The 24,362-nt window shown below is 64.6% G+C and carries 20 protein-coding genes; 7 read left to right on the forward strand and 13 right to left on the reverse strand.

The genetic code is table 11. The features are described from left to right. Positions 1 to 19 precede the first annotated feature (19 nt). The 5 genes from R0382_RS07955 to murB all read left to right on the forward strand — a co-directional run bounded on the left by R0382_RS07955 (position 20) and on the right by murB (position 8,155). On the forward strand, positions 20 to 508 hold the full coding sequence (locus tag R0382_RS07955) for a hypothetical protein (RefSeq protein ID WP_432723699.1): 489 nt from the start codon (positions 20 to 22) through the stop codon (positions 506 to 508). Between the two features lie 892 nt (positions 509 to 1,400). Continuing rightward, positions 1,401 to 3,455: a glycosyl hydrolase family 18 protein gene (locus R0382_RS07960; RefSeq protein WP_432723701.1), complete on the forward strand. Its 2,055-nt coding sequence runs from the start codon at positions 1,401 to 1,403 to the stop codon at positions 3,453 to 3,455. A gap of 120 nt (positions 3,456 to 3,575) precedes the next feature. Continuing rightward, positions 3,576 to 5,243, forward strand: coding sequence for a chitinase (locus tag R0382_RS07965; protein ID WP_432723703.1), 1,668 nt, complete (start codon positions 3,576 to 3,578; stop codon positions 5,241 to 5,243). A gap of 318 nt (positions 5,244 to 5,561) precedes the next feature. Then, positions 5,562 to 7,025, forward strand: coding sequence for a carbohydrate-binding protein (locus tag R0382_RS07970; RefSeq protein ID WP_432723705.1), 1,464 nt, complete (start codon positions 5,562 to 5,564; stop codon positions 7,023 to 7,025). Positions 7,026 to 7,126: 101 nt separating this feature from the next. Next, positions 7,127 to 8,155, forward strand: coding sequence for a UDP-N-acetylmuramate dehydrogenase (murB, locus tag R0382_RS07975; RefSeq protein WP_432723707.1), 1,029 nt, complete (start codon positions 7,127 to 7,129; stop codon positions 8,153 to 8,155). An 18-nt stretch (positions 8,156 to 8,173) separates the two neighbouring features. Here the strand turns inward: murB and R0382_RS07980 are convergent, their stop codons facing one another. Further along, positions 8,174 to 8,869 (reverse strand): hypothetical protein, encoded by a 696-nt coding sequence (locus R0382_RS07980; RefSeq protein WP_432723709.1) that lies wholly within the window; start codon positions 8,867 to 8,869, stop codon positions 8,174 to 8,176. 70 nt (positions 8,870 to 8,939) lie between these two features. Further along, complete coding sequence (mpl, locus tag R0382_RS07985) at positions 8,940 to 10,313, reverse strand: UDP-N-acetylmuramate:L-alanyl-gamma-D-glutamyl-meso-diaminopimelate ligase (RefSeq protein WP_432723711.1); 1,374 nt, start codon at positions 10,311 to 10,313, stop codon at positions 8,940 to 8,942. Between the two features lie 92 nt (positions 10,314 to 10,405). On the opposite strand from mpl, the gene R0382_RS07990 reads away from it, so the two are divergent. Beyond that, a complete protein-coding gene (locus R0382_RS07990) occupies positions 10,406 to 11,380 on the forward strand; it encodes a GGDEF domain-containing protein (protein WP_432723713.1) in 975 nt (324 codons plus the stop codon). A 108-nt stretch (positions 11,381 to 11,488) separates the two neighbouring features. Here the strand turns inward: R0382_RS07990 and R0382_RS07995 are convergent, their stop codons facing one another. The 11 genes from R0382_RS07995 to def form a co-directional block, all read right to left on the reverse strand. After that, positions 11,489 to 12,124 carry a LysE family translocator gene (locus R0382_RS07995; RefSeq protein WP_432723715.1) on the reverse strand — a complete coding sequence of 212 codons (636 nt, stop codon included), beginning with the start codon at positions 12,122 to 12,124 and terminating at the stop codon, positions 11,489 to 11,491. A 40-nt stretch (positions 12,125 to 12,164) separates the two neighbouring features. Then, a complete protein-coding gene (locus R0382_RS08000) occupies positions 12,165 to 12,350 on the reverse strand; it encodes a hypothetical protein (protein WP_432723717.1) in 186 nt (61 codons plus the stop codon). A gap of 88 nt (positions 12,351 to 12,438) precedes the next feature. Beyond that, a complete protein-coding gene (locus R0382_RS08005) occupies positions 12,439 to 13,926 on the reverse strand; it encodes a TrkH family potassium uptake protein (RefSeq protein ID WP_432724143.1) in 1,488 nt (495 codons plus the stop codon). 32 nt (positions 13,927 to 13,958) lie between these two features. Next, entirely contained in the window at positions 13,959 to 15,335 is a 1,377-nt protein-coding gene (gene trkA, locus R0382_RS08010) for a Trk system potassium transporter TrkA (RefSeq protein ID WP_432723719.1), read from the reverse strand. Between the two features lie 82 nt (positions 15,336 to 15,417). Then, positions 15,418 to 16,719: a sigma-54-dependent transcriptional regulator gene (locus R0382_RS08015; RefSeq protein WP_432723721.1), complete on the reverse strand. Its 1,302-nt coding sequence runs from the start codon at positions 16,717 to 16,719 to the stop codon at positions 15,418 to 15,420. Continuing rightward, positions 16,712 to 18,829 (reverse strand): ATP-binding protein, encoded by a 2,118-nt coding sequence (locus R0382_RS08020; protein ID WP_432723723.1) that lies wholly within the window; start codon positions 18,827 to 18,829, stop codon positions 16,712 to 16,714. Before R0382_RS08020 ends, R0382_RS08015 begins: the two co-directional genes overlap by 8 nt. Next, on the reverse strand, positions 18,826 to 19,428 hold the full coding sequence (locus tag R0382_RS08025; RefSeq protein ID WP_432723725.1) for a DUF4390 domain-containing protein: 603 nt from the start codon (positions 19,426 to 19,428) through the stop codon (positions 18,826 to 18,828). The genes R0382_RS08020 and R0382_RS08025 overlap by 4 nt, the downstream gene beginning before the upstream one ends. Next, positions 19,391 to 20,665: a 16S rRNA (cytosine(967)-C(5))-methyltransferase RsmB gene (gene rsmB / locus R0382_RS08030; protein WP_432723727.1), complete on the reverse strand. Its 1,275-nt coding sequence runs from the start codon at positions 20,663 to 20,665 to the stop codon at positions 19,391 to 19,393. Before rsmB ends, R0382_RS08025 begins: the two co-directional genes overlap by 38 nt. A gap of 96 nt (positions 20,666 to 20,761) precedes the next feature. Continuing rightward, a complete protein-coding gene (htpX, locus tag R0382_RS08035; RefSeq protein WP_432723729.1) occupies positions 20,762 to 21,619 on the reverse strand; it encodes a zinc metalloprotease HtpX in 858 nt (285 codons plus the stop codon). 97 nt (positions 21,620 to 21,716) lie between these two features. Beyond that, complete coding sequence (gene fmt / locus R0382_RS08040; RefSeq protein ID WP_432723731.1) at positions 21,717 to 22,643, reverse strand: methionyl-tRNA formyltransferase; 927 nt, start codon at positions 22,641 to 22,643, stop codon at positions 21,717 to 21,719. Between the two features lie 9 nt (positions 22,644 to 22,652). Next, a complete protein-coding gene (def, locus tag R0382_RS08045) occupies positions 22,653 to 23,156 on the reverse strand; it encodes a peptide deformylase (protein ID WP_189461652.1) in 504 nt (167 codons plus the stop codon). A gap of 133 nt (positions 23,157 to 23,289) precedes the next feature. On the opposite strand from def, the gene R0382_RS08050 reads away from it, so the two are divergent. After that, positions 23,290 to 24,348 (forward strand): LysM peptidoglycan-binding domain-containing protein, encoded by a 1,059-nt coding sequence (locus R0382_RS08050; RefSeq protein ID WP_432723733.1) that lies wholly within the window; start codon positions 23,290 to 23,292, stop codon positions 24,346 to 24,348. The last annotated feature ends 14 nt before the right edge of the window (positions 24,349 to 24,362 follow it).

Below are 24,362 nucleotides of genomic sequence, written 5' to 3' on the forward strand. Positions count from 1 at the left end.
TTTGCCCGAACGAACCGCCATGACACGGCTTGCGCGTTTTGTCGCTCCGCTGTGCATGGCGGTTTTTTCATGTCTGCCGGCGCTGGCGGCCAAGGGCGCGGCCTTGCCCTCGCATTTCGGTGACCGGCTCGAAGCGGCGCTGTCATGCCGCGGCGAATGGTCGACCGATTACTGGCAGACTTATCTGCGCCGCCATCTCGGCAAGCCCTTGCGCACCTGGGGCGGGGCCGACTGGTTCGACGCGCAGAATGCCGATCTGGCCGGCGTGCTGGCCAAGGAAGTCTTCACCAATCCGCCGCAAAGCGGCACCTTGATTGTCGGCGCGCTGATCGCCCAGCCGGTCGAAGCGGTTCGCAGCAGGCTCGAAGAGCGACTGGGGATGCGCTTCCAGCCCTTGCCCGGCCCGTATCCGCGCTACCTTTCTGCGACGGGCAGCGTGCTCGTCGGTCTCGCCAACAAGCAGACCAAGTGGTACTGCGCGCGCTGGGATCTGGGCAATCGTCCTTAGCGCCTGTTCAATGTCTTTCGCGACTGCGCCTGGCAGGAAAAAGCACAGGCGCCTCGTCGGATGAAATCGCCCGAAGCCGTCATTCATCGCGTGTTAATAAGCAAGGCGCACAGCGATCGCATTTTTTCTGCCCGACCCCTTGGTATTGCCGGCGAGGCGGCGTTGCAAACCGCTTGCGGTATTTGCGCCGTGGGGTAGTTCACGCCTACCCGCCATCCGGAACGACCCAGAACGCCGGCGTGAACAGGCATCGAACAGATTCTTGGGTGTGCAATGCCATTGCGTTCAAACCCCTAATACCACTTTCAACCGCTTGTCCGTCAGATAAAACCGTCCGGAATCGCGGAGGTTTTTCTGCTCTTGCGCATTTTCTTACTCATTTGTTTTTTAGTTGTACGTGATAAGAAAGTTGGTGGCACCCGCACACAGGTGCACCGTTTCGAATTCGATACGGACGAACAGCTGTTCCGGCCACAGTGTTCGTAGTTTGTAGCCATGCAACTACATGCAGTTTGCTCGTAAATCTACATCAGATAAATTTAATATTGCGATGCAGCATTGGTGGTTACGAGATTATTGCGCTGATTTACATGGTTTTGATGTGTTTTGTTGCAGTGCAGTATGAGGGCGCGCATCGGTTTCGGTAGCGAACGACTATCGGTCGTAAATGACGTTTATCCGGCCGATAAACGGCCCCCGCCTAGCTTATTGACTTTGAACCGGCACTCCCCGCTAATGAACCTCATCGCAGGCGACTACACCCAAAGGTGAGCGTTTGCAGCATGGTGATATCGAGGTGTCTGACAATTAGCTGACACAATAAAGACAGTCGATATGACCAGTGGATGCGCGTGAATAACGCCAAATATAAAGAGGATGGAGACGTTTCTATATGTCGCAATTCAATCGTTTTGCCCTTGCAGCCATTCCGGCCGCGCTGTTCGCTGTCCAGGCTCATGCTGCTTATCCGGCTTGGGCGGAAGGCCAGACCTACACCGCCGGTACCTATGTGTCGTACAGCGGCAGTGACTATCAGGCGCTGGTAACCCACACCGCCTACGTCGGTGCCAACTGGAACCCGGCTGCGAGCCCGACACTGTGGAAACTGATTGGTGCCAGCACCGGTACGCCGACCCCGGCACCGACTGCCGCGCCGACGCCTGCACCGACCCCGGCTCCGACGCCGACCGCAACACCTGCGCCGACTCCGGCGCCGACGCCTACCCCGACCGCAACGCCGACCCCGGCGCCGACGCCGAGCGGTTGCGCCGCTTGGTCGAACAGTGCGGTCTATAACGCCGGCCAGTGCGTGAGCTACAACGGCGCGACCTACAAGGCCAAGTGGTGGACGCAGAACAATATCCCGGGCGCTGACCAGTACGGCCCGTGGGAACTGCAAGGCACGGCACCGACGCCTGCTCCGACGCCTGCGCCGACCCCGGCACCGACCCCGACGCCTGCTCCGACCCCGGCACCGACGCCTGCTCCGACCCCGGCGCCGACGCCTGCTCCGACCCCGGCGCCGACGCCTGCTCCGACCCCGGCGCCGACCCCAGCACCGACCCCGGCGCCGACGCCTGCTCCGACCCCGGCACCGACCCCAGCACCGACCCCAGCACCGACCCCAGCACCGACGCCGAGCGGCAGCAAGCAAGTGGGTTCGTACTTTGCTGAATGGTCGATCTACGGTCGCGCTTTCTTCCTGAAGAATGTCCAGACCAGCGGCCAGGCTGCCAAGCTGACCTTCCTGAACTACTCGTTCGGCAACATCTTCAAGCAAGCAGACGGTACCTATAAGTGCGATGCCAGCATCACCAAGACCGAATCGGGTAATGGCGATGGCGGCGACTCGTGGGCCGCATACAACAAGGGCTTCTCGGCCGCTGAATCGGTCGACGGCGTTGCAGATGCCTGGGGTGCCGACGGTACCGGCAGCCTGAAGGGTAACTTCAACCAGTTGAAGAAGCTGAAGGCCAAGAACCCGCAACTGAAGACGTTGATTTCGCTGGGCGGCTGGACGTGGTCGAAGTGGTTCTCGGCCGCAGCTGCAACCGACGCTGGCCGCAAGGCACTGGTGTCGTCGTGCATCGACCAGTACATCAAGGGCAACCTGAAGTACGACTCGGGTTCGAACTCGGGTGGTGCGGGTACCGGCGCAGGCGTGTTCGACGGTATCGACATCGACTGGGAATTCCCGGGCGTGCAGGGCGTGGGTACCAACACCGTGTCCGATGCCGACAAGCAGAACTTCAGCTTGCTGCTCAAGGAATTCCGCGAACAGCTCGACGCCTACGGCACGACCACCGGCAAGAAGTATCTGCTGACCGTGGCCATCGGCGCGGGTAGCGACAAGATCGCGATGACCGAACCGGCCGAGTACAGCAAGTACCTCGACTGGATCAACATCATGTCGTACGACTACAACGGCGCATGGGCAGCACAAGGTCCGACCGACTTCCAGGCGCATCTGTACGCTGATCCGGCCAGCCCGAACTACCTCGATCCGAAGACCGGCAAGCCGGGCCTGGGTTCGACGTACAACACCGACAGCGCTGTGACCGCGCTGCTGGCTGCGGGCGCACCGGCTACCAAGCTCCACCTCGGCATCCCGTTCTACGGTCGTGGCTGGACTGGCGTGAAGGCCGGCCCGAATGGTGATGGTCTGTACCAGACCGCCACCGGCGCCGCCAAGGGCACGTACGAAGCCGGCATCGAGGACTACAAGGTCCTGAAGAACGCCGCCGGCACGCTGCGTTACCACCCGGTGACCAAGCAGTCGTACAAGTACGACGGCACCACCTGGTGGAGCTACGACACCCCGACCGACATCCAGAACAAGGTCGACTATGCCAAGGCCAAGGGTCTGGGCGGCGTCTTCGCCTGGGAATCGGACGGCGATACCGCCGACGGTGAACTGACCTCGGCCATGGCGAAGATTCGTCAGTAAGGCGAGAAATGATCCGGCTCGAATGAGTGCGTGATCCCTGGGCCCTCCCGGTTTTCGGGGGGGCCTTTTCACAGGCGCCACGATACGGTGCCAAACAAAAAGCAGTGAGGAGAGATGTCAATGTTCAATCGCTTTGCGCTGGCTGCCATTCCGGCAGCGCTCTTCGCCGTACACGCCTACGCGGCGTATCCGGCCTGGCAAGAAGGCCAGACCTATACCGCCGGCACCTACGTGTCGTACAGCGGTAGCGACTACCAGGCGCTGGTGACCCATACCGCCTACGTTGGTGCCAACTGGAACCCGGCGTCGAGCCCGACGCTGTGGAAGCTGGTCGGTGCGAGCACCGGCACACCGAGCCCGGCGCCGACGCCTGCGCCGACCCCGGCCCCCACTCCGGTGCCGACGCCCGCACCGACGCCGGCTCCCACGCCCGCACCGACCCCGTCGGCCGGTTGCACCGCAGCGGCCTGGTCGTCGACGGCGGCCTACAACGGTGGCGCAACCGTCAGCTACAACGGCCATACCTACTCGGCCAAGTGGTGGACGCAGGGCGATGTGCCGTCGAGCAATGTCGGTGATGGCAAGCCGTGGAACGATCTGGGTGTTTGCGGCCCGGTAAGCCCGACGCCGGCTCCGACGCCAGCACCTACGCCTGCTCCGACCCCGACGCCAGCGCCGACCCCGGCGCCGACACCTGTTCCGACACCTGTTCCGACGCCGACGCCAGCACCGACCCCCGCGCCGACCCCCGCGCCGACCCCTGTTCCGACGCCGACCCCAGCACCGACTCCGGCGCCGCCCCCTGTTCCGACGCCGACCCCGTCGGGTGCGGGCCTGCCCAAGCATGCGCTGATCGGTTACTGGCACAACTTCACCAACGGTGCCGGTGATGCGATTCCGCTGCGCAACGTCTCGGACGACTGGGACGTCATCATGATTTCCTTCGCCGACGATGCGGGTGCCGGCAAGGTGGCATTCAACCTCGACAAGAACGCAGGTACCGAGGCTGAATTCATCGCCGACGTCGCCGCCAAGCGCGCCAAGGGCAAGAAGGTCATTCTGTCGCTCGGCGGCCAGGAAGGCCGGATGACCCTGTCGACCGCCGCCGACGTGAAGAACTTCGTCGATTCGCTGTACGCCATCATCACCAAGTACGGTTTCGACGGTATCGACCTCGACCTCGAAAGCGGTGCCGGGGTGGTGCAAGGCACGCCGATCATCGGCAACCTGATCAGTGCGGTGCAGCAGCTCAAGGCCAAGGTCGGCCCGACCTTCTACCTGTCGATGGCGCCGGAGCATCCGTATGTCCAGGGCGGCTATGTGGCGTACTCGGGGATCTGGGGTGCTTACCTCGGGATCATCGACGGCCTGCGTAACGATCTGAACATGATCCACGTTCAGTACTACAACAACGGTGGCTTTACCTACACCGATGGCCGTACGCTGAACGAAGGCACCGTCGATGCACTGGTCGGTGGCTCGCTGATGCTGATCGAAGGCTTCAAGGTCAACTACGGCGCCGGTTGGGAGTTCAAGGGCCTGCGTCCTGACCAGGTGGCGTTCGGCGTGCCGAGCGGCCCGTCGTCGGCAGGTCGTGGCTTCGTGACCGCGGCGACCGTCAAGAACGCGCTCACTTGCCTGACCCAGCTGGTGGGTTGCGATACCGTGAAGCCGAAGCAGGCTTACCCGGACTATCGCGGCGTGATGACCTGGTCGATCAACTGGGACAAGCACGACGGCTACAACTTCTCGGTGCCGGCCAAGGCCGCGCTGAAAGCGCTGCCGTAAGCGTCAACCAAACCGGCCGCACAGTGTGTGGCCGGTTTTTTTTGGCCCGGAGGATCCGTGTGCCGACACGGGCGGCCGCTGCGGTCGCAAGCGCCGGAGCGGGTGCGCGTGCGCGTGTCCGAACGGCATCAAGCTGTCGCATCCGGGCGCTGTACCGCCCCCGGCTCGCGGTATCCGACGGTGCTTTTGTTTTTCTGTTCGCATGGCGGCCGTTCGGCCGTTCATCTTGCATGGCCGTTCTGGCTCCGCCGGCGCGCGCAAGCGCCGCCGCGACGATGTCGTGCGGCCTGTCCACGCAAAAAAAGGATGGTGAACACGATGTTACGTATCAACCGTTTTGCATTGGCGGCAATGCCGGCTGCACTGGCGATGGTGCAGGTTTACGCCGCTTATCCGACCTGGGTCGAGGGCAATACCTATACCGCCGGTACCATCGTTTCCTACCAGGGGCATGACTACAAGGCGCTGACCACGCACACCGCCTATGTCGGTGCGGGCTGGACGCCGTCGACGACGCCGACGTTGTGGCAAGACCTTGGCGTTGACACTGGTGCGACGCCAACGCCAACGCCAACGCCAACGCCGACCCCGACCCCGACCCCGACCCCGACCCCGACTCCGGCTCCGACTCCGACTCCGACTCCGACTCCGACTCCGACCCCCGCTCCGACGTCGTGCTACCCGGCTTGGCAGGGACAGAGCAGCGGCAAGGTGTCCTACAAGGGCCGGAATTGGGAGGCCAAATGGTGGGCCAGTGCGAATGACGTTCCCGGCGCCGATCAATGGGGCCCGTGGAAAGACCTCGGTCCTTGTGGTTCGGTGACGCCGACGCCGACGCCGACGCCGACGCCGACGCCGACCCCGACCCCGACCCCGGTATCGGGCAAGTTCAGGTTTGCGCCGTATGTCGACGTCAGTGGCGCTTTCGATCCGATCGGCTGGTCGCAGGCCACCGGGCAGAAGTACATCACGCTGGCGTTCTACAACTCGAACGGCGGCTGCGCCGGTACCTGGCCGTCCGACGAGGGCACGATCCTGTCCAAGGTGCAGGGGCTGCGCGCACTCGGCGGCGATGTGATCATTTCGAGCGGCGGCTGGAACGCGAACGATCTGGCGCGCCGCTGCAGCGATGCCGCCAGTCTTGCCGCGGTCTATCAGGCGCAGCTCGACAAGTTCGGCGTCGACCACCTCGACCTCGATCCGGAAGCGGGCGACATCTACAACAACCTCGAACCGGCGATCGTCGACCGCCGCAGCGCCGCGTTGAAGATCCTCCAGGACAACTTCAAGGCCAAGGGCAAGACGCTGACCGTGTCGTTCACGCTGGGCGTTCATCCGGTCACCGGCTTCGCTTCGGCCGACCTGTACGTGCTGCAGTCGGCCAAGAATGCTGGCGTCGAGGTCAGCATCGTCAATCCGATGATCATGGACTACTACGACGGCGTCTCGGGCAACCAGATGGGCGCGCGTTCGGTGTCGGCACTGCAGGGCGTGTTCTCGCAGCTCAAGACGCTGTGGCCGGGCAAGACCGATGCGCAGTACTGGGCGATGATCGGTGCGACGGCGATGATCGGTCAGAACGACAACCCGACCGAGGTCTTCACGCTGGCCGATGCACAGCTGGTGCGCGACTTCGCCGCTCAGCAGGGTATGGGACGGCTGGCGTTCTGGTCGCTCGGTCGCGACAACGGCAATTGCGCCGGCAATACCGCCGCCAACTGGCAGTGCAGCGGCATCGCGCAGCAGCTGTGGGACTTCAGCAAGATCTTCGGCAACTTCTGATTCCTGCACTGGCGAGCCAACCGGGGCCTGCGGGCCCCGGTTTTTTTTATCTGTTGGCGCCGTCCGCGCATCGGCGATAATTGCGCTTTCGCGGAGTGATCATGGCCATTTCCAATCCCGGCGTCCGGACCGACGTCGACCTCAGTCCGTTCAACACGCTGCGCCTGCCGGCCCGCGCCAGCCGTTTGTTGACGATTGCCGACCCGGCGCAACTGGCCGATATGGCCGGCGACGGCACCCTGGCGGCGATGCCCAGGAACGTGCTCGGCGGCGGCAGCAATCTGGTACTGCCCGACGTCGTCGATGGCCTGACCTTGCAGGTCGGGATCATCGGCCGCCGCGTGATTGCCGAGGACGACGATGCGGTTTACGTCGCCGCCGGCGCGGGCGAGGTCTGGCATGATTTCGTGATGTGGACGCTGGCGCAAGGCTGGGGCGGGCTCGAGAATCTGGCCTTGATTCCGGGCTCGGTCGGCGCCGCGCCGGTGCAGAACATCGGCGCCTACGGTGTCGAGGTCAAGGACACGCTGCATTCGTTGACGGCCTACCGGCTGACCGATGGCGTGGGCCGCGAATTCACGAACGCCGACTGCCGCTTTGCCTACCGCGACAGCGTGTTCAAGCAGGAGGAGGCCGGCCGCTGGCTGATCGCCGAGGTGGTGTTCAAACTGAGCAAGACCGGGGCACTGCAGACCGGCTACGGCGACATCGAGGCCGAGCTGAACACCGCCGGCCTGCCACGCACGCCGGCCGGTGTTGCCCAGGCGGTGATCAACGTGCGCCAGCGCAAGCTGCCCGATCCGGCGCTGATCGGCAACGCCGGCAGCTTCTTCAAGAACCCGATCGTGCCGGCCGCGCAGCGCGACGCCTTGCTGGCCGAATACCCGAAGCTGGTGTCTTACCCGATGCCCGGTGGCGCGTACAAGCTGGCCGCCGGCTGGCTGATCGAACAGGCCGGCTGGAAAGGGCGCCGTCTTGGCCCGGTTGGCATGTACGAGAAGCAGGCGCTGGTGCTGGTCAACCACGGCGGTGCGCAGCGCGCCGACGTCGCCGCGCTGACCGAGGCGGTGCAGGCCGATGTGCTCGCCCGGTTCGGCGTGATGATCGAGTCCGAACCGGTCTGGTGGTAAGCGTCTGGCGCTAACCGATCAGCGCTGTGGCGTTGCCGAGCGCAGCGCGCCGTTGTCGTACCAGTAGTCGGCCGAACGGACCCGGCCCGAGCGCCGGTCAAGCTGGCACTGGTAGCGCAGATCTCGCTCGTCGTTGCGGTTGCGTGCCTCGCCGCTGCCGAACACGCGCAGCTCGTTGCCATTACGATCGATCTGCGGCTGGCCGCGGAAACGCAGCTTGCCGTCGCCGTAGTTGCGGCGGGCGAATTCGTCCTGCACAGCGTTCTGGCAACGGCGGACCGTATTGTCGCGGTCGTCGTTGCCGTTGTCGGACCAGCGATCGTCGCGCCAGCGGATGTCGACAACGTAGAGCGCGTTGCCCGAACGCGGATCGAACAGCTCGATCTGTGCCGGCCGCCGGCCGTTCGGTGCGTCGGCGCGGGTCAGGTGGCCGCGGCCGCTGCGCAGCTCGACCCGGAAATCCTTCGGATTGTCCGGCAACGGCCCGGAGCAGCGCACCTGGCCGAGCGGAAAGTGCTCGCCGCCGAGCGTGCGGACACGGACGTCGTTGCCGCGCAGTTCCAGCACGACCCGATCGTCGACGCGCTGGCTGATCTCGCAATAGCCTTCACCGCGGCCGCCGCTGCTCCAGTAGCGGGCGCCGTCGTCATCGGCGGCGGCGAACGGGCTGGCGATCAGGCCGAGCAGCGCCACCGGTGCGAGCCATCGTTTCATGCGTGTTTCTCCAGATCATCGAATCGACCGAGCTTATGCGGCCCGGTCCGGCGATGACAAGAGAAGCCGTTCACACTCCGGCCAGCGCCGCGAGCAGCTTGCCGTGGACGCCGCCGAAGCCGCCGTTGCTCATCACCAGCACCTGATCACCCGGACGCGCCAGTTGCACCACCGCCGCGACCAGCGCGTCGAGGTCGGTGAACGTTTGCGCCTTGGCACCAAGCGGCGTCAGCGCTTCGGCCGGGTCCCAGCCGAGGTTGGCGTTGTAGCAGAACACCGCGTCGGCGCCGGCCAGCGAAGCGGGCAGGGCGGCCTTCATCGTGCCGAGCTTCATCGTGTTCGAACGCGGTTCGAGCACCGCCAGGATCCGCGCACTGCCGACCTTGTGGCGCAGGCCGGCGACGGTGGTCGCGATCGCCGTCGGGTGATGGGCAAAATCGTCGTAGACGGTGACGCCGTTGGCTTCACCCCTGATTTCCATCCGGCGCTTGACGTTCTGGAAGCGCGACAGCGCGTCGATGGCGACGTCGGGCGTGACACCGACGTGACGAGCCGCGGCGATTGCGGCCAGCGCGTTCAGCGCGTTGTGTTCGCCGAGCAGCGACCAGACCAGCCGGCCTTGCGATTCGCCGTTCAGCCTCACCTCGAAGCCGTCGGCGTAAACGGCGCCGATGGCCCAGCCGGTGTCGGCGCCGAAACGCTCGGCCGGTGTCCAGCAACCGCGTTCGAGTACACGGTCGAGACTGGCTTCACGACCGTTGACGACCAGTCGGCCGTTGCCGGGTACGGTCCGCACCAGATGGTGGAATTGGGTTTCGATCGCCGCCAGATCGGCGAAGATGTCCGCGTGGTCGAACTCGAGGTTGTTGAGGATCGCCGTGCGCGGCCGGTAGTGGACGAACTTGCTGCGCTTGTCGAAAAACGCCGTGTCATATTCATCTGCTTCAATGACGAAGAACGGCGAGGTACTGGCCGGATCCTGCGCCGGTTTGCCCGGCAGCCGTGCCGAGATGCCGAAGTTCTCCGGCACGCCGCCGACGAGGAAGCCCGGTGCGAGCCCGGCGTCTTCGAGTATCCATGCCAGCATGCCGCTGGTCGTGGTCTTGCCGTGCGTGCCGGCGACGGCGAGCACCCATTTATCCGCAAGGATATGGTCGCGCAGCCATTCCGGGCCGCTGGTATAGGGCAGGCCGGCGTCGAGGATGGCTTCCATCAGCGGATTGCCGCGTTTGACGACGTTGCCGACGACGTAGAGGTCGGCGCCGAGTTGCAGTTGCGACGCGTCCCAGCCTTCGATCAGCTCGATGCCCAGCGCTTCGAGCTGGGTCGACATCGGCGGGTAAACACCGGCATCGCAACCGGTGACGGTGTGGCCGGCGGCACGCGCGAGCGCGGCGACGCCGCCCATGAAGGTGCCGCAAATGCCCAGAATGTGAATATGCATGGAAAGCCCTTTGGGTGTTGACGGATGGTGCGACTTGATGCAGTTCGCGTACAATTCCGTCGCCCACTTGAACGAGAAAAGCCAAAAAGAACATGAGCATAACGCCGCCGGAGAGCCCGGTCGAAGTCGCCCGAATTGCACTGAAGCGCCTGTCCGAGCGCGGCTTGCCGCCGACGCCGGACAACTATGCGCAATTCTACAACGCGATTGTCACGATCAAGTCGCCACAGACCAAGGCGCCGGAAGAATTACAGCAGGCGTGGCAGGTGTTGTGCCAGGTCGACGAGGCGGTGGGCGAGGCAAGTGAGGCGATGCAGCAGCTGATCGAGACGCTGGACAGCGAGCGCGGCGCGATGCTGGCCAGCCTGGGACAGCTGAAGCATGCACGCGACGCCCATGCGGCGCGGCGGGTCAGCGTCGAGGAAACGCACAGCACGCTCGCCGATCTGCTCGATCGCGTGATTACGTCGACCAACTCGATCCATTCGACCGTGTCGACGTCGCACAGCGATCTGCAGTCGATCCGCGATTCGGTCCGGCATATCGAGCAGGATCTGGCCTTCAATCGCCGGATGCTCGAACAGGATGCGCTGACCGGAACGTTCAACCGCCAGGGGCTCGATCATCATCTGGCGCGCGAGGTGAAGCAGGCATTGCGCAGCGGCAACCAGCTGACCGCGGTGATCTTCGATCTCGACGACTTCAAGCAGATCAACGACGCGCACGGTCATCTGGTCGGCGATCAGGTCCTGGTTCACATGGCCAATCTGACCCGGGTGGTGCTGCGGGAGAATGATCTGCTGGTCCGTTACGGCGGCGAGGAGTTCCTGATCCTGCTGAGCGATACCGACGTCAACGGTGCCAGCTACGTCATTGACCGCTTGCGTACCGTCGCCGGCCGGACGCCATTCCTGCACAAGGGCCAGCGGATCGAGGTGAGCTTCTCGACCGGAATCGCCCAGCTGCGCCCCGACGAAAATGGCCGGGCGCTGCTGCTGCGCGCCGATGAGGCGCTGTACCGCGCCAAGCACAGCGGCAAGAGCCGTACCGAGATTGCGCCCGCCTGAACGCCGGTCGCGTCCACGTTCAGTTGCGGGCTTGGAAGTGGGTCGCGGCAAGCAGGCGTACCGCGTCGTACGATGCGCCGCCGAGTCGCACGCGTGTTTTGGCGATGGCTACAGCAGGGTGCGTGCGCCGTTGCCGAGCACGAGCACCGCGAAATAGAGATAGAGCGCCGCCGAGACGAGGTGGCAGCCCTGGATGAAGCGCGGGCCGAGCGTGCGCCCGCCATGGTGGGCGGTCGTGACGATGAAGCTGCTCCACGCCAGTCCGCCAGCGAAAAAGCCGCAGAGGAAGCGTGCCGCCGAGCCGGCGCTACCGTCGGTGGCGTTGGCGATCAGCGCGCCGCCGACCGCGGCAAACCACAGAATCGACGAGGGCGAAGCCAGTGCCAGCATCAGGCCGCGATTGAACAGCTGGCGCGAATGCGGTCTGGACGTCGTGTCGGTCGATTGTGCCGGCTGCTTGGCCGAGCGCCAGGCCTCGCGCGCCATCTTCGCCGCCAGCCACAGCATCAGCGTGCCGCCGACCAGCCAGGTGATCCACTGCACCGCCTTGAACTGCAGCAGGATGCTCATGCCGACCAGCGACAGGATGGCGTAGACCAGATCGCCGAAGCACGATCCCAGCCCGACGAGCAGGCCCGAGCGCATGCCGTGTTTGAGGCTTGAATCGATCATCGCCACATTGACGATGCCGATGTCCAAGCACAGGGAGAGCGACAGCAGAAAGCCGGTGATGAAGACGTCCATATCGCGAGTATATCGACGTCCCCGGCGTTGCAGGAAGGGGTCAGCGGTTGCTGCTGCCCGCATTGCTGCCGCCACCGCCCGCATTGCTGCCGGGGCCGGCCTGCTTCTGCAGCCAGTTGCTTTGGGCCAGACCGCCCGAGTGATCCGTGTCGTCGGCCGCCCAGGCGATCGTGCCAAGGCCGAGGGCAAGTGCGAGGGTCGCTGCAAGGGTTTTCAGTGTACGCATGATGGTTCTCCGATCGGGATCGCCCTGCTGCGGGTGCTGCATTGCGTCCCTGCTACGACATACGGCCGTCGTCGCGAATCGGATGCACTCAGTTGCGCCAGAAAGCCGGTGTGAACAGCACCAGCACCGAAAAGACCTCGAGCCGGCCAAGCAGCATTGCCAGCGCGCACAGCCACAGTTGCAGATCTTCAAGGACGCCGTAGTTCGAGGCCGGGCCGATGACGCCCAGGCCCGGACCGGCGTTGTTGAGGCAGGCCATCACCGCCGAGAAGCTCGAAACGAAGTCGAGCCCGGTCGCCAGCAGCGCGAAGGTCAGCACCACCGCGCTCATGAAGTACAGGAAGATGAAGCCGAGCACGGCAAAGACGACCGGGTCGGGGATGCCGACGCCGTTGACCCGCAGCGGCCGTACCGCATTCGGATGCAGCAGCGTGGTGAACTGCCGGCTGGCGCCACGGACGAGGATGATGGTCCGGATCATCTTGATCCCGCCGCCGGTGGACCCGGAGCACGCGGCGACGCCGGACAGGAACAGCATCCACAGCGGGACGAAAATCGGCCATTGGCCGAAGTCGGTGCTGGCATAACCGCTGCCGGTCGAGATCGACACCAGGTTGAACAGCACCATGCGCAGGCTGGTCAGGTAATCGTCGTAGGTGTGCTGCCAGACGAGGTAGCCGGCGAGGCCGAGCGCGCTGAACAGCAGCAGCAACAGCATTGCCTTGAATTCGGAGTCGAGCCAGTAACGCTTCAGGCTGCGGTTGGTCAGCGCGAGGTAGTGGGTGGCGAAGTTGGTCGCGGCAATCAGCATGAAGCCGATCAGGATGGCCTCGACCACCGGCGAATTGAACTGGCCGACGCTGTTGTCGTAGGTCGAGAAGCCGCCGAGGCTCATCGCCGACAGTGCATGGCAGACCGCGTCGAACCAGCGCATGCCGCCGACGTAACGCAGCATCAGCGCGCAGGCGAGCGTCAACGCGGCATAGATCAACCACAGATTGCGCGCGGTTTCGCGGATGCGCGGCGTCAGCTTGGCATCCTTGATCGGCCCCGGCGTTTCGGCCTTGACCAGCTGCATGCCGCCGACACCGAGCATCGGCAGGATTGCCACGGCCAGCACGATGATCCCGAGACCGCCGATCCAGTTGAGCTGGTGACGCCACAGATTGATCGACGGCGGCAGATGTTCGAGCCCGGACAGCGCGGTGGCGCCGGTCGTCGTCAACGCTGAAATCGCTTCGAAGTAGGCAACCGAAATGCGGATGTCCGGCATCTGGAACAGCAGCGGCACCATGGCCACCGCCGGCAACAGCGTCCACAGCCCGACGACGAGGATGAAGCCGTCGCGGACCTTGAGTTCACGCCGGAAGCGCCGGGTCAGCACGATCGCGATCAGGCTCAGCGTCGTCAGCCCGGCAAGCGCATCGATGAAGTGCCACAGCGCGGCATCGTCGAAGTAGAGCGCGGTGGCGATGGGCACCAGCATCGTGAACGAGAACAGCAGTGCGACCTTGGCCAGCACGTTCACCACCGGCAGCACCCGCAGCGCCGCCGAAATGCCGGCCGGCAAGGCCATCAGCGCCGGGCCGTTTGCGGTGCGCCGGCGCATCAGAGGAACCCCAGCTTGACCGCGAACAGCTGCTCGACCTCGCGGATGCCGCGCTTCTTGTCGACGAAGACGATGACGTGATCCTCGGCCTCGATCACCGTGTCGTGATGGGCCATCAACACTTCGTCGCCGCGGATCAGCGCCGCAATGTACAGCCCGGCCGGCAGATTCAGCTCCTCGATGCGCCGGCCGACGACGCGCGACGTCGCCCGCTTGCCGTGGGCGATCAGTTCGAGTGCTTCGGCCGCGCCGCGGCGCAGGCTGTGCACGGCGACGATGTCGCCGCGCCGTACGCGCGCCAGCAGCGAGCCGATCGTCGCCTGTGCCGGCGACAGCGCCACGTCGATGCGGCTGCCCTGCAGCAGGCCGACGTAGCGCGAGCGGTTGATGATGGCGATGACCTTGCGCGCGCCCATCTGCTTGGCCAGCAACCCCGACATGATGTTGTCTTCGTCGTCGCTGGTCAGCGCCAGATAGAGGTCGGTGCGATCGATCTGCTCGGCGTCGAACAGCGTTTCGTCGGTCGCATCGCCGCCGAGCACCAGTGTGTTCGGTAGCGCTTCGGCGAGCCAGGCGGCCCGCTCCGGGTTCGATTCGATCAGCTTGACCTGATAGTCGTCCTGCAAGGACTGCGCGAGCCGGAAGCCGACATTGCCGCCGCCGGCGATCATGATCCGGCGGATCTTGCGCTCTTCGCCGTGCAGTTCGCGGATCACCCGGCGCATGTGCTTGCTGGCGGCGAGCACGAAGACCTCGTCGCCGACTTCGAGCACGCTGTCGCCGTCGGGGCGGATGTAGCGATTGCGGCGATAGATGCCGACGACGCGGCTGTCGACGTTCGGCAGTCGCTGGCACAGTCCCGATAGCGTCTTGCCCTGCATCGGCGCGTCGGCCTCGACCCGGACGACGACCATCTGCGCCTTGCCGTCGGCGAAGTCGAGCACTTGCAGCGCTTCGGGCGTTTCAACCAGGCTGACCAGATAGTCGGTGACGATCTGCGCCGGCGTGATCACGTGATCGATGGCGAAGTTGCCGTGGTCGAACAGCTCGGGCCGGGCCAGGATGTCTGGATTGCGGACCCGGCCGAGCCGGGTCGGGACGTTGAAGAGTTCGTGGGCCAGCTTGCACGCGACCATATTGACCTCGTCGCTGGGCGTGACCGCCAGCAGCAGATCGGCGTCGCGCGCGCCGGCCGCTTCGAGCACCGCCGGGCTGGCGGCATTGCCGACCAGCGTGCGCAGATCAAGCCGGTCCTGCAGTCCTTTCAGGTTGGCGGCATGCTCGTCGACGATGGTGACGTGGTAGTGCTCCTGCACCAGCTGTTCGGCGACCGAAGCGCCGACGCGGCCGGCACCGAGAATGAGGATGTTGGACACGTTCTATCCTTGCAGGTAACGCTGAAACGCTGAACGCAGCCGCGAGCGGCTGCGTTCAGTATCGTGCAGTACAACCCCGGTTTCAGCTTTCGCTGGCGGGCCGGTTCTTCTTCGGCATCTGGATGCCGAGCGACTTGAGCTTGCGGTACAGGTGGGTCCGCTCAAGGCCGATTTTCTCGGCAACCCGGCTCATATTGCCGCCGGACAGCTCGATATGGCGTTCGAGGTAGTACTTCTCGAACTGATCGCGTGCTTCGCGCAGCGGCAGTGCAAGATCGAGCATCGGCAGCGGCGGCGGGGCCGCTTGCGGCAGCGCGACGATGCTCTCGCCGCCCGGCGCGAACTGCGACAGGATGCGGGAGACCGGCGTGATGTCGATGTCGCCGTCACGGCTGGTCAGCGCCAGGCTCTTGACGACGTTGGCGAGCTCGTCGAGGTTGCCCGGCCATTCCTGCTGCGCCAGCAGCTGCAAGGCCGCCTGGCTGAAGCGTCGCGGACCGAGCTTGTTGGTGGCGACGGTTTCGGCCAGCAGGTTTTCGGCCAGCCGGGCGATGTCTTCGCGGTGATCCTTGAGGCGCGGTACCGGCACGATCAGTTGTGACAGCGCGTTCAGCAGTTCCGGGTCGAGCTGGCCGGCGAGCTGGTCGAGCGGCTTGCTCGATGCCGAGACCAGCCGGACCTTCTGTTTATCGAGCTTGCCGAGCAAGGTCCGCAGACCGGCTTGAGCACGGCGGTCGAGGTAGGCGATGTCGCGCAGGAACAGCGTGCCGCCGGTTGCCTTGTTGACGAGCTCGAGCGGCGCGACGGCGATGTCTTCGTTCGACAGCGGCGCAACGAAAGGCTGGTTCGGCGCGGCGAGGTAGCGGGCGCAGATTTCGAAACCGACGCCCGGTGCGCCGACCAGCAGCACTGGCGACGCCTGGCCGCGGGCAGTATCGAGCACGCGGTTCAGCTCGCGCACGACTTCGGCTTCGCCAAGGCGGGCCAGCGTCGGCAGCGGCTTGGTGGCTTCGACCGGTTGCGACAGCGCGCGTTTGACCGTGGCGAGCAGTTTTTGCAGGCCGATCGGTTTCTCGAGGAAATCGAGCGCACCGATCCGGGTGGCTTCGACCGCGGTATCGATGGTGGCATGCCCCGACATCATGACGACCGGCATCGTGAGCTGGCCGTTGCGGGCCCATTCCTTCAGCAGCGTCACGCCGTCGGTATCCGGCATCCAGATATCGAGCAGCACCAGCCGCGGTTGTGCCTGATTGCGGAGCTTGCGCGCCGCTTCGGCGTTTTCCGCCACTGCAACGCTATAGCCTTCGTCTTGCAGAATCTCGGACAAGAGTTCGCGAATGCCAACCTCGTCGTCGACGACCAAAATATCCTGACTACCCACTTGTTTCCTCCGTGAGCGGCAGTTCGATCCTGACGAACGCGCCGCCGCTGTCGCGGTTTCCGGCCGTGATCCGGCCGTGATGCTCTTCGATGAGCTTCTTGACGATGGCCAATCCCAGCCCCGTGCCCTTTTGCTTGGTGGTCACGTAGGGCTCGAAAATCCGCGGCAGTAAGTCGCCGGGGAAGCCTGAACCGCTGTCTTCTACTATTAAGCGAACAAATTTATCGGCTTTTTCCGTTTTCACGCAAATTTGCCGGGCTTCGCTGGCCTCGATCGCATCCTGCGCGTTTTGCAGCAAGTTGTGGATGACCTGGCGCAACTGCGTCGCGTCGCCCATGACGAACATCGGCTCGTGGGCGTTGTCGATACGGGTGACTGGCGCCGCCTCGTACAGTACCAGTACTTCGGCCAGCAACTGCTGTAAGTCCAGATTTTTTTTCTTGCCGGTCGGTTTGCGCGCGTAATCGCGGAAGGCGTCGACCATCTGTTTGAGCGCGGCGACCTGCTTGACGATGGTCTGCGTATTCTTTGATAGCAGCTCGGCGCCGGCGGTGTCGAGTTTATCGGCCAGCTTGAACTCCATCCGTTCGGCGGCCAGCTGGATCGGCGTCAGCGGGTTCTTGATCTCGTGCGCCAGTCGGCGGGCGACTTCGCCCCAGGCCGCGTCACGCTGCGCGGACAGCAGATCGGTGATGTCGTCGAAGACGACCAGATAGCCGCTGTCCTCGTCGCCGAGCATCAGATGGGTGCCGCGCAAGTTGAGGACGCGTTTCTGTTCGGCGATCTCGACCTGGCGCTGCCAGTGTTCTTCGTCGCTGGCAAAGCCGCGGGCGACCTCATCGCAAAGGCCGGCCAGCGCCGGATAGCAATCGGGCCATTCGGGCAGCGGCATCGTCTCGACGCGCAGGGGATCGACGCCGAGGATGCGCAAGGCGCTCTGGTTGTTCGACGCCAGCCGCCAGTCGCGGTCGAACGACAGCACGCCGGCCGACAGCGAGCCGAGTATGCCTTCGAGATAGACCTTGCCGGCCGCCTGCGCCGCCTCCTGCTTTTCGAGCGAGGTGCGTGCTTCGGCCAGCTGCCGTGTCATCCGGTTGAACGAATGGGTGAGAATGCCGAGTTCGTCGCGGCTGATCACCGGCTGGCGCCGGCTCAAATCGCCCGAGGCCACCGCGCGCGTCGCCTCCGCCAGCACCGACAGCGGCGCCGAGAGCTTGTCGGACAGATACATGGCCAGCGCCAGGGCGCCGAGCAGCGCCATCAGCAGCGCCAGCGTCAGGGTCAGGCTGAAGATCAGCTTTAGCCCCTGCCGGGCCTGAGACAGTTGCTTGTAGTCGGCGCGGACCTTTTCGACCAGCTCGGCGTCGTCGGCCAGCTGCTTGGGAACGGGCTGCATCAGCTGCAGGATGCGCGCACGTTCGCCGAAGCCGGCGCCGTGCATCGCCACCAGCGTGCGCATCATCAGCCCCTGGTCGGCGGTGGATTCGATCTGCCTGACGGGCTCGCGCAGCGCCCGCCTCAGCAGCGAGCGTTCGGGCAGATTGGGGAAGAGGCCGGCGTTCTCGTTGCCGATATGCGCGACCGTGTTGCCCTGTTCGTCGAACAGCGAGATTTCCTGCACGCCGATCTGTTCGCGCAGCCGGGTCAGCCTGGAAAACAGTTCCGAACCGGTTTCGTCATGGACGTCGAGCGAAATGACCCGTGCCTTGCGGACAAGATCGGTCAGTTGATAGTCGATCGCGTTGTGGCCGAGATTGAGGCCACGATCGAGGGCGTTGTCGACGCGGACGTTGAACCAGTTCTCGATCGAACGGTTGAGAAACTGCACCGACAGGGTGTACACCAGCGTACCCGGCAGCACCGCGACCAAGGAAAACGACAGCACCAGTCGCAGCGTCAAACGCGAGCCGAAAACCTTGGCGCGGACACGCTTGATCAGCTGCCACAGCCGTGCGCCGACGACGATGATCAGTCCGAACAACAGGATGCCGTTCAGCGTCAGCAGCTCGGTGTAGTACTGCGAAAACGCCGAGGTATTGCCCGATGCGGTGGCCAGCAGAAAAATCAGGATCGTCGCGACCGACGCGAGGATCAGCAGCAGCCGCTTCATTCGCGTCCTTCGTCGCGGCCGGGGGCGACATCGACCCAGGGCGATTCAAGCTTCCAGTCGTTCTGGCCGAGCGTCGACAGCTGGAAGGGCTTGGGCATTTGCGACAGGTCGAGGCGTAGCCTGACCTTGCCGGCGAAATCGCTCTTGTCGTCGGCGATGCTGGTGCCGGCGAGCACGCTCCAGCCGCGGACGACGCCGAGCGCGGACAGTGCTTCGTCGAGCGTGGTGAAGCTGCGGTAGAAACTGCCAAGGTGCAGGCGGTACTGGCGCGAGATCGCGTGGTAGGACAGCCGGTAGCCGAGTTCGGCGGTTGGCGAGAACCAGTCGGCAACCTGCCGGTACAGCGCATAGCCGCGTGGCCGCGTCAGCTGGAATTCGTAGACGAAGGGCAGCGACACGCCGTTGGCGAGGGCGTTTTCGAGCGTGGGGTTCAAGGTCACGGCAAACCGGGCCGACAGTTCGACCCGGTTGCTGGCGTAGCTGGCGCCGGCCGACTGCGCGCGGATGCCATCGCCGAAGGCGATGCTGGCCGCGAGCCACAGCAGTAGCGCGAGTACGGCATTAAGGACGTTTGCGGAAAAGCGCGTAGTAGAAGCCATCGTGCTCGGGGGTCGGCAACAGTTGGCCGTCGGGAGGAAGGCCTTCGCTTAGCGGCAATCGCTCGGCATCCGGATGACGAGCGGCAAAGGCTTCGGCCTGTGCGCTGTTCTCGGCCGGGAAAATCGAGCAAGTAGCGTAGACCAGTTTGCCGCCGGGTGCCAAGAGCGGCCAGAGTGCATCGAGCATCTGCCGCTGTTGTTGCGAAAAAGTGACAAAATCGTTGTAGCGGCGCAACCACTTGATGTCAGGGTGGCGACGCGCGACGCCGGTGGCCGAACAGGGTACGTCGGCCAGAATGCGGTCAAAGGGCCGGCCGTCCCACCAGATCTTCGGCACCGCGGCGTCGCCGGCCCTGAGCGTGGCCTTGAGACCGAGGCGTTTGAGGTTGTCGTCGACGCGCGTCATCCGCTGGCCGTCGACGTCGATCGCCAGCAGGTCGAGGTCGGCGAGTTCGAGCAGATGCCCGGTCTTGCCGCCCGGCGCCGCGCAGGCGTCGAGCACGCGCATGCCGGCCTGGACGTCGAGCAGTCGCGCTGCGTGCTGCGCGCCCCAGTCCTGTACCGACACGCGGCCGTCGAAAAAGCCCGGCAGCTTGTCGACGCCGACCGGGTGGGTGAGCAGGATCGCCGTGTCGTCGAGCGCGCGGGCGTCGATGCCAACGGCGGCGAGTTCGGCCAGATAGGCGTCGGTCGTGCCCTGGCGCCGGTTGACGCGCAAGGTCATCGGCGGGTGCTGGTTGGATTGTTCAAGCACGCTGCGCCATGCGCTCGGGTAGGCCTTGCGCATCGCGGCGATCCACCAGTCCGGATGCGACCAGTGGCCGGCATCGGTGCGCCGGGCATCCTTGACCAGTTCGTCGCGGCGACGCAGGAAGTTGCGCAGGATGGCGTTGACGAGGCCCTTGCCCTGGCCGGTGCCGGTATGGGCGGCGACTTTCACCGCGTGGTCGACGACGGTATACGGCGCGGCGCGGGTGAAGTTGAGCTGGTAGATGCCGACGAGCAGCAGCGCGCGCAGCTCGGTTTCGTGCACCGGCTTGGACAGCAGCGTGTCGAGCATGGTGTTGAGCAGGCCGAGCTGGCGCAGCGCGCCGTAGCACACGTCCTGGATGGCGCCGCGCTGTTGCGGCTTGAGCTCGGGGTCGGCGCGCCAGACTTCGGCGAGTGCGTCGGTCAGCGTCTTGCCGGCCATGACGGCGGACAGGATGCGGGTGGCGTATTTCTGGGTGGCGTACATATCGGGTTCCGCTATGGGGGAGCGCCGGGACGCTGGCTGGAAAGCGCCGATCGGTGATCGGCGGCTTGCGTCAGTCGTGCGAACCGGCGGTGTGTATCAATACGGCAGTTGGCCGCGCGCCATCGCGGAGAGGCGCGCGACGCGATCCGCGGTCTGCGGGTGGGTGCGGAACAGGTCGGACAGGCCGCCGCCGGTCAGCGGGTTCATGATCATCATCTGTGCCGTTTCCGGGTGTGCTTCGGCGGCGTGCATCGGAATGCCGCGGGCGTAGGCCTCGATTTTCTGCAGCGCGTCGGCCAGCGCCTGCGGGTCGCCGCTGATGCGCGCACCGCCGGCGTCGGCGGCAAATTCGCGCGAGCGCGAGATCGCCATCTGGATCACGCTGGCCGCGAGGGGCGCGAGGATGGCGAGCAGGATGCCGACAATGGGGTTGATCGAACGACCGTTTTCGTCACGACCGCCGAAGAACATCGCGAAGTTCGCCAGCGCCGAGATCGCACCGGCCATCGTTGCCGAGATCGTCGAGATCAGGATGTCGCGGTGCTGGACGTGGGCGAGTTCGTGCGCCATGACGCCGCGCAGCTCGCGGTACGACAGCACGCGCATGATGCCGGTGGTCGCCGCGACGGCGGCGTTTTCCGGATTGCGGCCGGTGGCGAAGGCGTTCGGCTGGTCTTCGTCGATTACGTAGACCTTGGGCATCGGCAGGCCGGCACGCTGCGCCAGCTCCTGCACCATGCCGTAAAGCTCCGGCGCGGTCCGGGCGTCGACCTGATGGGCGTTGTACATCTTCAGCACCATCTTGTCGGAGTTCCAGTACGCGAACAGATTCATCGCGCCGCCAAACAGCAGTGCCATCAGCATGCCGCTCTTGCCGCCGATGAGGCCGCCGATGAAAACAAACAGCGCCATGATGGCGGCCATCAGGATGGTCGTCTTGAGCCAATTGTTCATATCAGTGAGTCTCGCAAAGGTAAGGGGCGTGGTGACGGGCAGTACGGTGTTGCCGTACTGCCCTACTGCAGATGTGATTGCGGCGCAGCCGGAAAATTCAATCGCCGAGTACGATTCCGGCCGACAGCGGGCGACCGGCAAGGAAGGCCGCGGCGTCGAGCCGCTTGCCGCCGGCGAGTTGCAGCGTGGTCAGCGACAGCGCCCCTGTGCCGCAAGCGACGACGATGCCGTGACGATCGGCGGCCAGCACGGTGCCGGCCTGACCGCTGGCGTCGACCGGCTTCGCCGCCCATATTTTCAACGCTGCGCCGTCGAGCACGGTTTGCGCCGACGGGAACGGGTTGAAGGCGCGGATCATCCGGTCGAGCTCCTGCGCGGGGCGTTGCCAGTCGATGCGCGATTCGTCCTTCTGCAGCTTCTCGGCGTAGGTGACGCCGTCTTGCGGCTGTACCCGACGCGCGGTCTGCAGCGCCGGCAGGCCGGTGAGTGCGGCGACGATGGCGTCTGCGCCCTGAACCGCCAGCTTGTCGTGCAGGCTCTGCGCGTTGTCATCGGCGGTGATCGGCGTGACGTGGATGCTGAGCATGTCGCCGGTATCGAGCCCGGCGTCCATCTGCATGATGGTGATGCCGGTTTCGGTGTCGCCGGCGAGGATGGCGCGCTGGATCGGCGCGGCGCCGCGCCAGCGCGGCAACAGCGATGCGTGGATGTTCAGGCAGCCGAGGCGCGGCAGGTCGAGCACGGCTTGCGGCAGGATCAGCCCGTAGGCCGCGACGACCATCACATCGATGCCGAGGTCCTGCAAAGGCGCCTGCTGCTCCGGTGTGCGCAGTTTTTCCGGTTGGTAAACGGGCAGGCCGTGTTCAAGCGCGACCTGCTTGACCGGCGACGGCGTGAGTTTCATACCGCGCCCGGACGGTCGGTCCGGCTGGGTCAGTACCATCACAACTTCGTGACCGGCGGCGATCAATGCGCGCAGTGCGCTGGCGGCAAAGTCCGGCGTACCGGCAAAAACGATCTTCATTCGGCCCCGTTACAGCGTCTTGCGCTGGTTTTTTTTCAGTTTCTGGATAATGCGGTCGAGCTTGAGGCGGGAAAGCTTTTCGACGAAGACCTTGCCGTTCAGATGATCGAGTTCGTGCTGGACACAAATCGCCAGCAGCTCGTCGGCGTCGAATTCGAATTGCTCGCCATTCACGCGCTGGGCCCGCACCTTGATGCGCTCGGCGCGTTCGACCTCTTCGTAAATGCCCGGTACCGACAGGCAGCCTTCCTCGTAGCGCGTCTTGCCGTCCATCTCGGTGATTTCCGGGTTGATCAGTACGAGCAATTCGTCCTTGGTTTCCGACAGGTCGATGACGACGATGCGCTGGTGCACGTCGACCTGTGTCGCAGCCAGGCCGATGCCCGGTGCGGCATACATGGTCTCCGCCATATCGGCGACGAACTGTTGCAAATGTTCGTCAAAAACCGTGACCGGTTTGGCGACGGTATGCAGTCGTTCATCCGGGTAGTGCAGAATATTCAGAATGGCCATGATTGCTTGCGGCTGAAAAAGTTTGTATGCAGAATCGGAATCGGTTTGGCTTTCAGGGCAATCGCCCGGCATTACATATCGCTTAATAAAGAATCCAGGATTGGATTCAAACTAAACAGAGACGAGCGCCACCATGCGTAAAACGATTATATCGCTTCTTTTGGCCTTGGGCGCCGGCATTGGTTCAGTGCAGGCCGATACACTGGCGCTGCAGCAGGACGCACCGGAGCGTTATGTGGTGGTCAAGGGCGATACGCTGTGGGGCATCTCCGGCCATTTTCTCAAGCAGCCGTGGCGCTGGCCCGAAATCTGGAAGCTGAACAAGGACGAAATCAAGAACCCGCACTGGATCTACCCCGGTGATGTGGTCATCCTCGACCGCTCCGGCGATTCGCCGCGACTGAAGCTGCTCAAGTCCGACAAGGTCGCCAACCGCGGCGTGGTTAAGGTGGGGCCGCGCGTGCGTTCGACGCAGATCGACGAAAACGGCGCGGCGCCGAGCATTCCATATGCGGCGATCGAGCCTTTCCTGAACAAGCCGCTGGTGATCGATCCGGAAAGCTTCAAGGCCGCGCCGCGCGTGGCCGCCGGGCCTGACTCGCGGGTGCTGTTCGCCAATGGCGACCGTATTTACGCGGTCGACCTCAAGGGCGAGCCCGGCGATACCTGGCAGGCATTCCGCCCCGGCCAGCCGCTGACCGACCCGGATGATCCGGACGGCAAGCGCGTGATCGGCTATCAGGTCGACTACCTCGGCGACGTACGCATGGAAAAGGACGGCGACGTTTCAACCTTGCGCGTCGTCAGTACGCGGGAAGAGATCGGCGTCGGCAGCCGCCTGATCCGGGCCACCGATGCGCCGTTCATCAACTACGCGCCGCATGCGCCGCTGCAGCCGCTGAATGGCCGGGTTGTTTCGGCCTACGGCGGTGTGGCCGAAGCGGGCCAGTACACGACGGTCGTGGTCAACCGCGGCAGCGAGGCCGGCGTCGATATCGGCACCGTGCTGAATACCTACAAGCGCGAACGGCTGATCAAGAAGGAAAGCAGCGCCGAGCCGGATCGTTTCACGCCGCCGGAAAAGAGCGGCAATCTGTTCGTCTACCGCGTTTTCCCGAAATTCAGTTACGGCCTGCTGCTCGACAGCACCTTGCCGGTCAATGTCGGCGACGACGTGAAGTCGCCGAGCTGAACGATGGGATGAAC

The sequence above is a fragment of the Jeongeupia wiesaeckerbachi genome, assembly GCF_050916355.1.
Lineage (GTDB): Bacteria > Pseudomonadota > Gammaproteobacteria > Burkholderiales > Chitinibacteraceae > Jeongeupia > Jeongeupia wiesaeckerbachi.

Excerpts from the sequence above, each read along its gene's own strand:
- R0382_RS07960 (WP_432723701.1), top strand. The coding sequence starts at position 1,401 with ATGTCGCAATTCAATCGTTTTGCCCTTGCAGCCATTCCGGCCGCGCTG.
- R0382_RS07980 (WP_432723709.1), bottom strand. The coding sequence starts at position 8,869 with ATGAAACGATGGCTCGCACCGGTGGCGCTGCTCGGCCTGATCGCCAGC.
- murB (WP_432723707.1), top strand. The coding sequence starts at position 7,127 with ATGGCCATTTCCAATCCCGGCGTCCGGACCGACGTCGACCTCAGTCCG.
- R0382_RS07995 (WP_432723715.1), bottom strand. The coding sequence starts at position 12,124 with ATGGACGTCTTCATCACCGGCTTTCTGCTGTCGCTCTCCCTGTGCTTG.
- htpX (WP_432723729.1), bottom strand. The coding sequence starts at position 21,619 with ATGAACAATTGGCTCAAGACGACCATCCTGATGGCCGCCATCATGGCG.
- rsmB (WP_432723727.1), bottom strand. The coding sequence starts at position 20,665 with ATGTACGCCACCCAGAAATACGCCACCCGCATCCTGTCCGCCGTCATG.
- fmt (WP_432723731.1), bottom strand. The coding sequence starts at position 22,643 with ATGAAGATCGTTTTTGCCGGTACGCCGGACTTTGCCGCCAGCGCACTG.
- R0382_RS08025 (WP_432723725.1), bottom strand. The coding sequence starts at position 19,428 with ATGGCTTCTACTACGCGCTTTTCCGCAAACGTCCTTAATGCCGTACTC.
- mpl (WP_432723711.1), bottom strand. The coding sequence starts at position 10,313 with ATGCATATTCACATTCTGGGCATTTGCGGCACCTTCATGGGCGGCGTC.
- R0382_RS08050 (WP_432723733.1), top strand. The coding sequence starts at position 23,290 with ATGCGTAAAACGATTATATCGCTTCTTTTGGCCTTGGGCGCCGGCATT.
- R0382_RS08000 (WP_432723717.1), bottom strand. The coding sequence starts at position 12,350 with ATGCGTACACTGAAAACCCTTGCAGCGACCCTCGCACTTGCCCTCGGC.
- R0382_RS08005 (WP_432724143.1), bottom strand. The coding sequence starts at position 13,926 with ATGGCCTTGCCGGCCGGCATTTCGGCGGCGCTGCGGGTGCTGCCGGTG.
- R0382_RS07970 (WP_432723705.1), top strand. The coding sequence starts at position 5,562 with ATGTTACGTATCAACCGTTTTGCATTGGCGGCAATGCCGGCTGCACTG.
- R0382_RS07965 (WP_432723703.1), top strand. The coding sequence starts at position 3,576 with ATGTTCAATCGCTTTGCGCTGGCTGCCATTCCGGCAGCGCTCTTCGCC.
- def (WP_189461652.1), bottom strand. The coding sequence starts at position 23,156 with ATGGCCATTCTGAATATTCTGCACTACCCGGATGAACGACTGCATACC.
- R0382_RS08020 (WP_432723723.1), bottom strand. The coding sequence starts at position 18,829 with ATGAAGCGGCTGCTGCTGATCCTCGCGTCGGTCGCGACGATCCTGATT.
- R0382_RS07990 (WP_432723713.1), top strand. The coding sequence starts at position 10,406 with ATGAGCATAACGCCGCCGGAGAGCCCGGTCGAAGTCGCCCGAATTGCA.
- R0382_RS07955 (WP_432723699.1), top strand. The coding sequence starts at position 20 with ATGACACGGCTTGCGCGTTTTGTCGCTCCGCTGTGCATGGCGGTTTTT.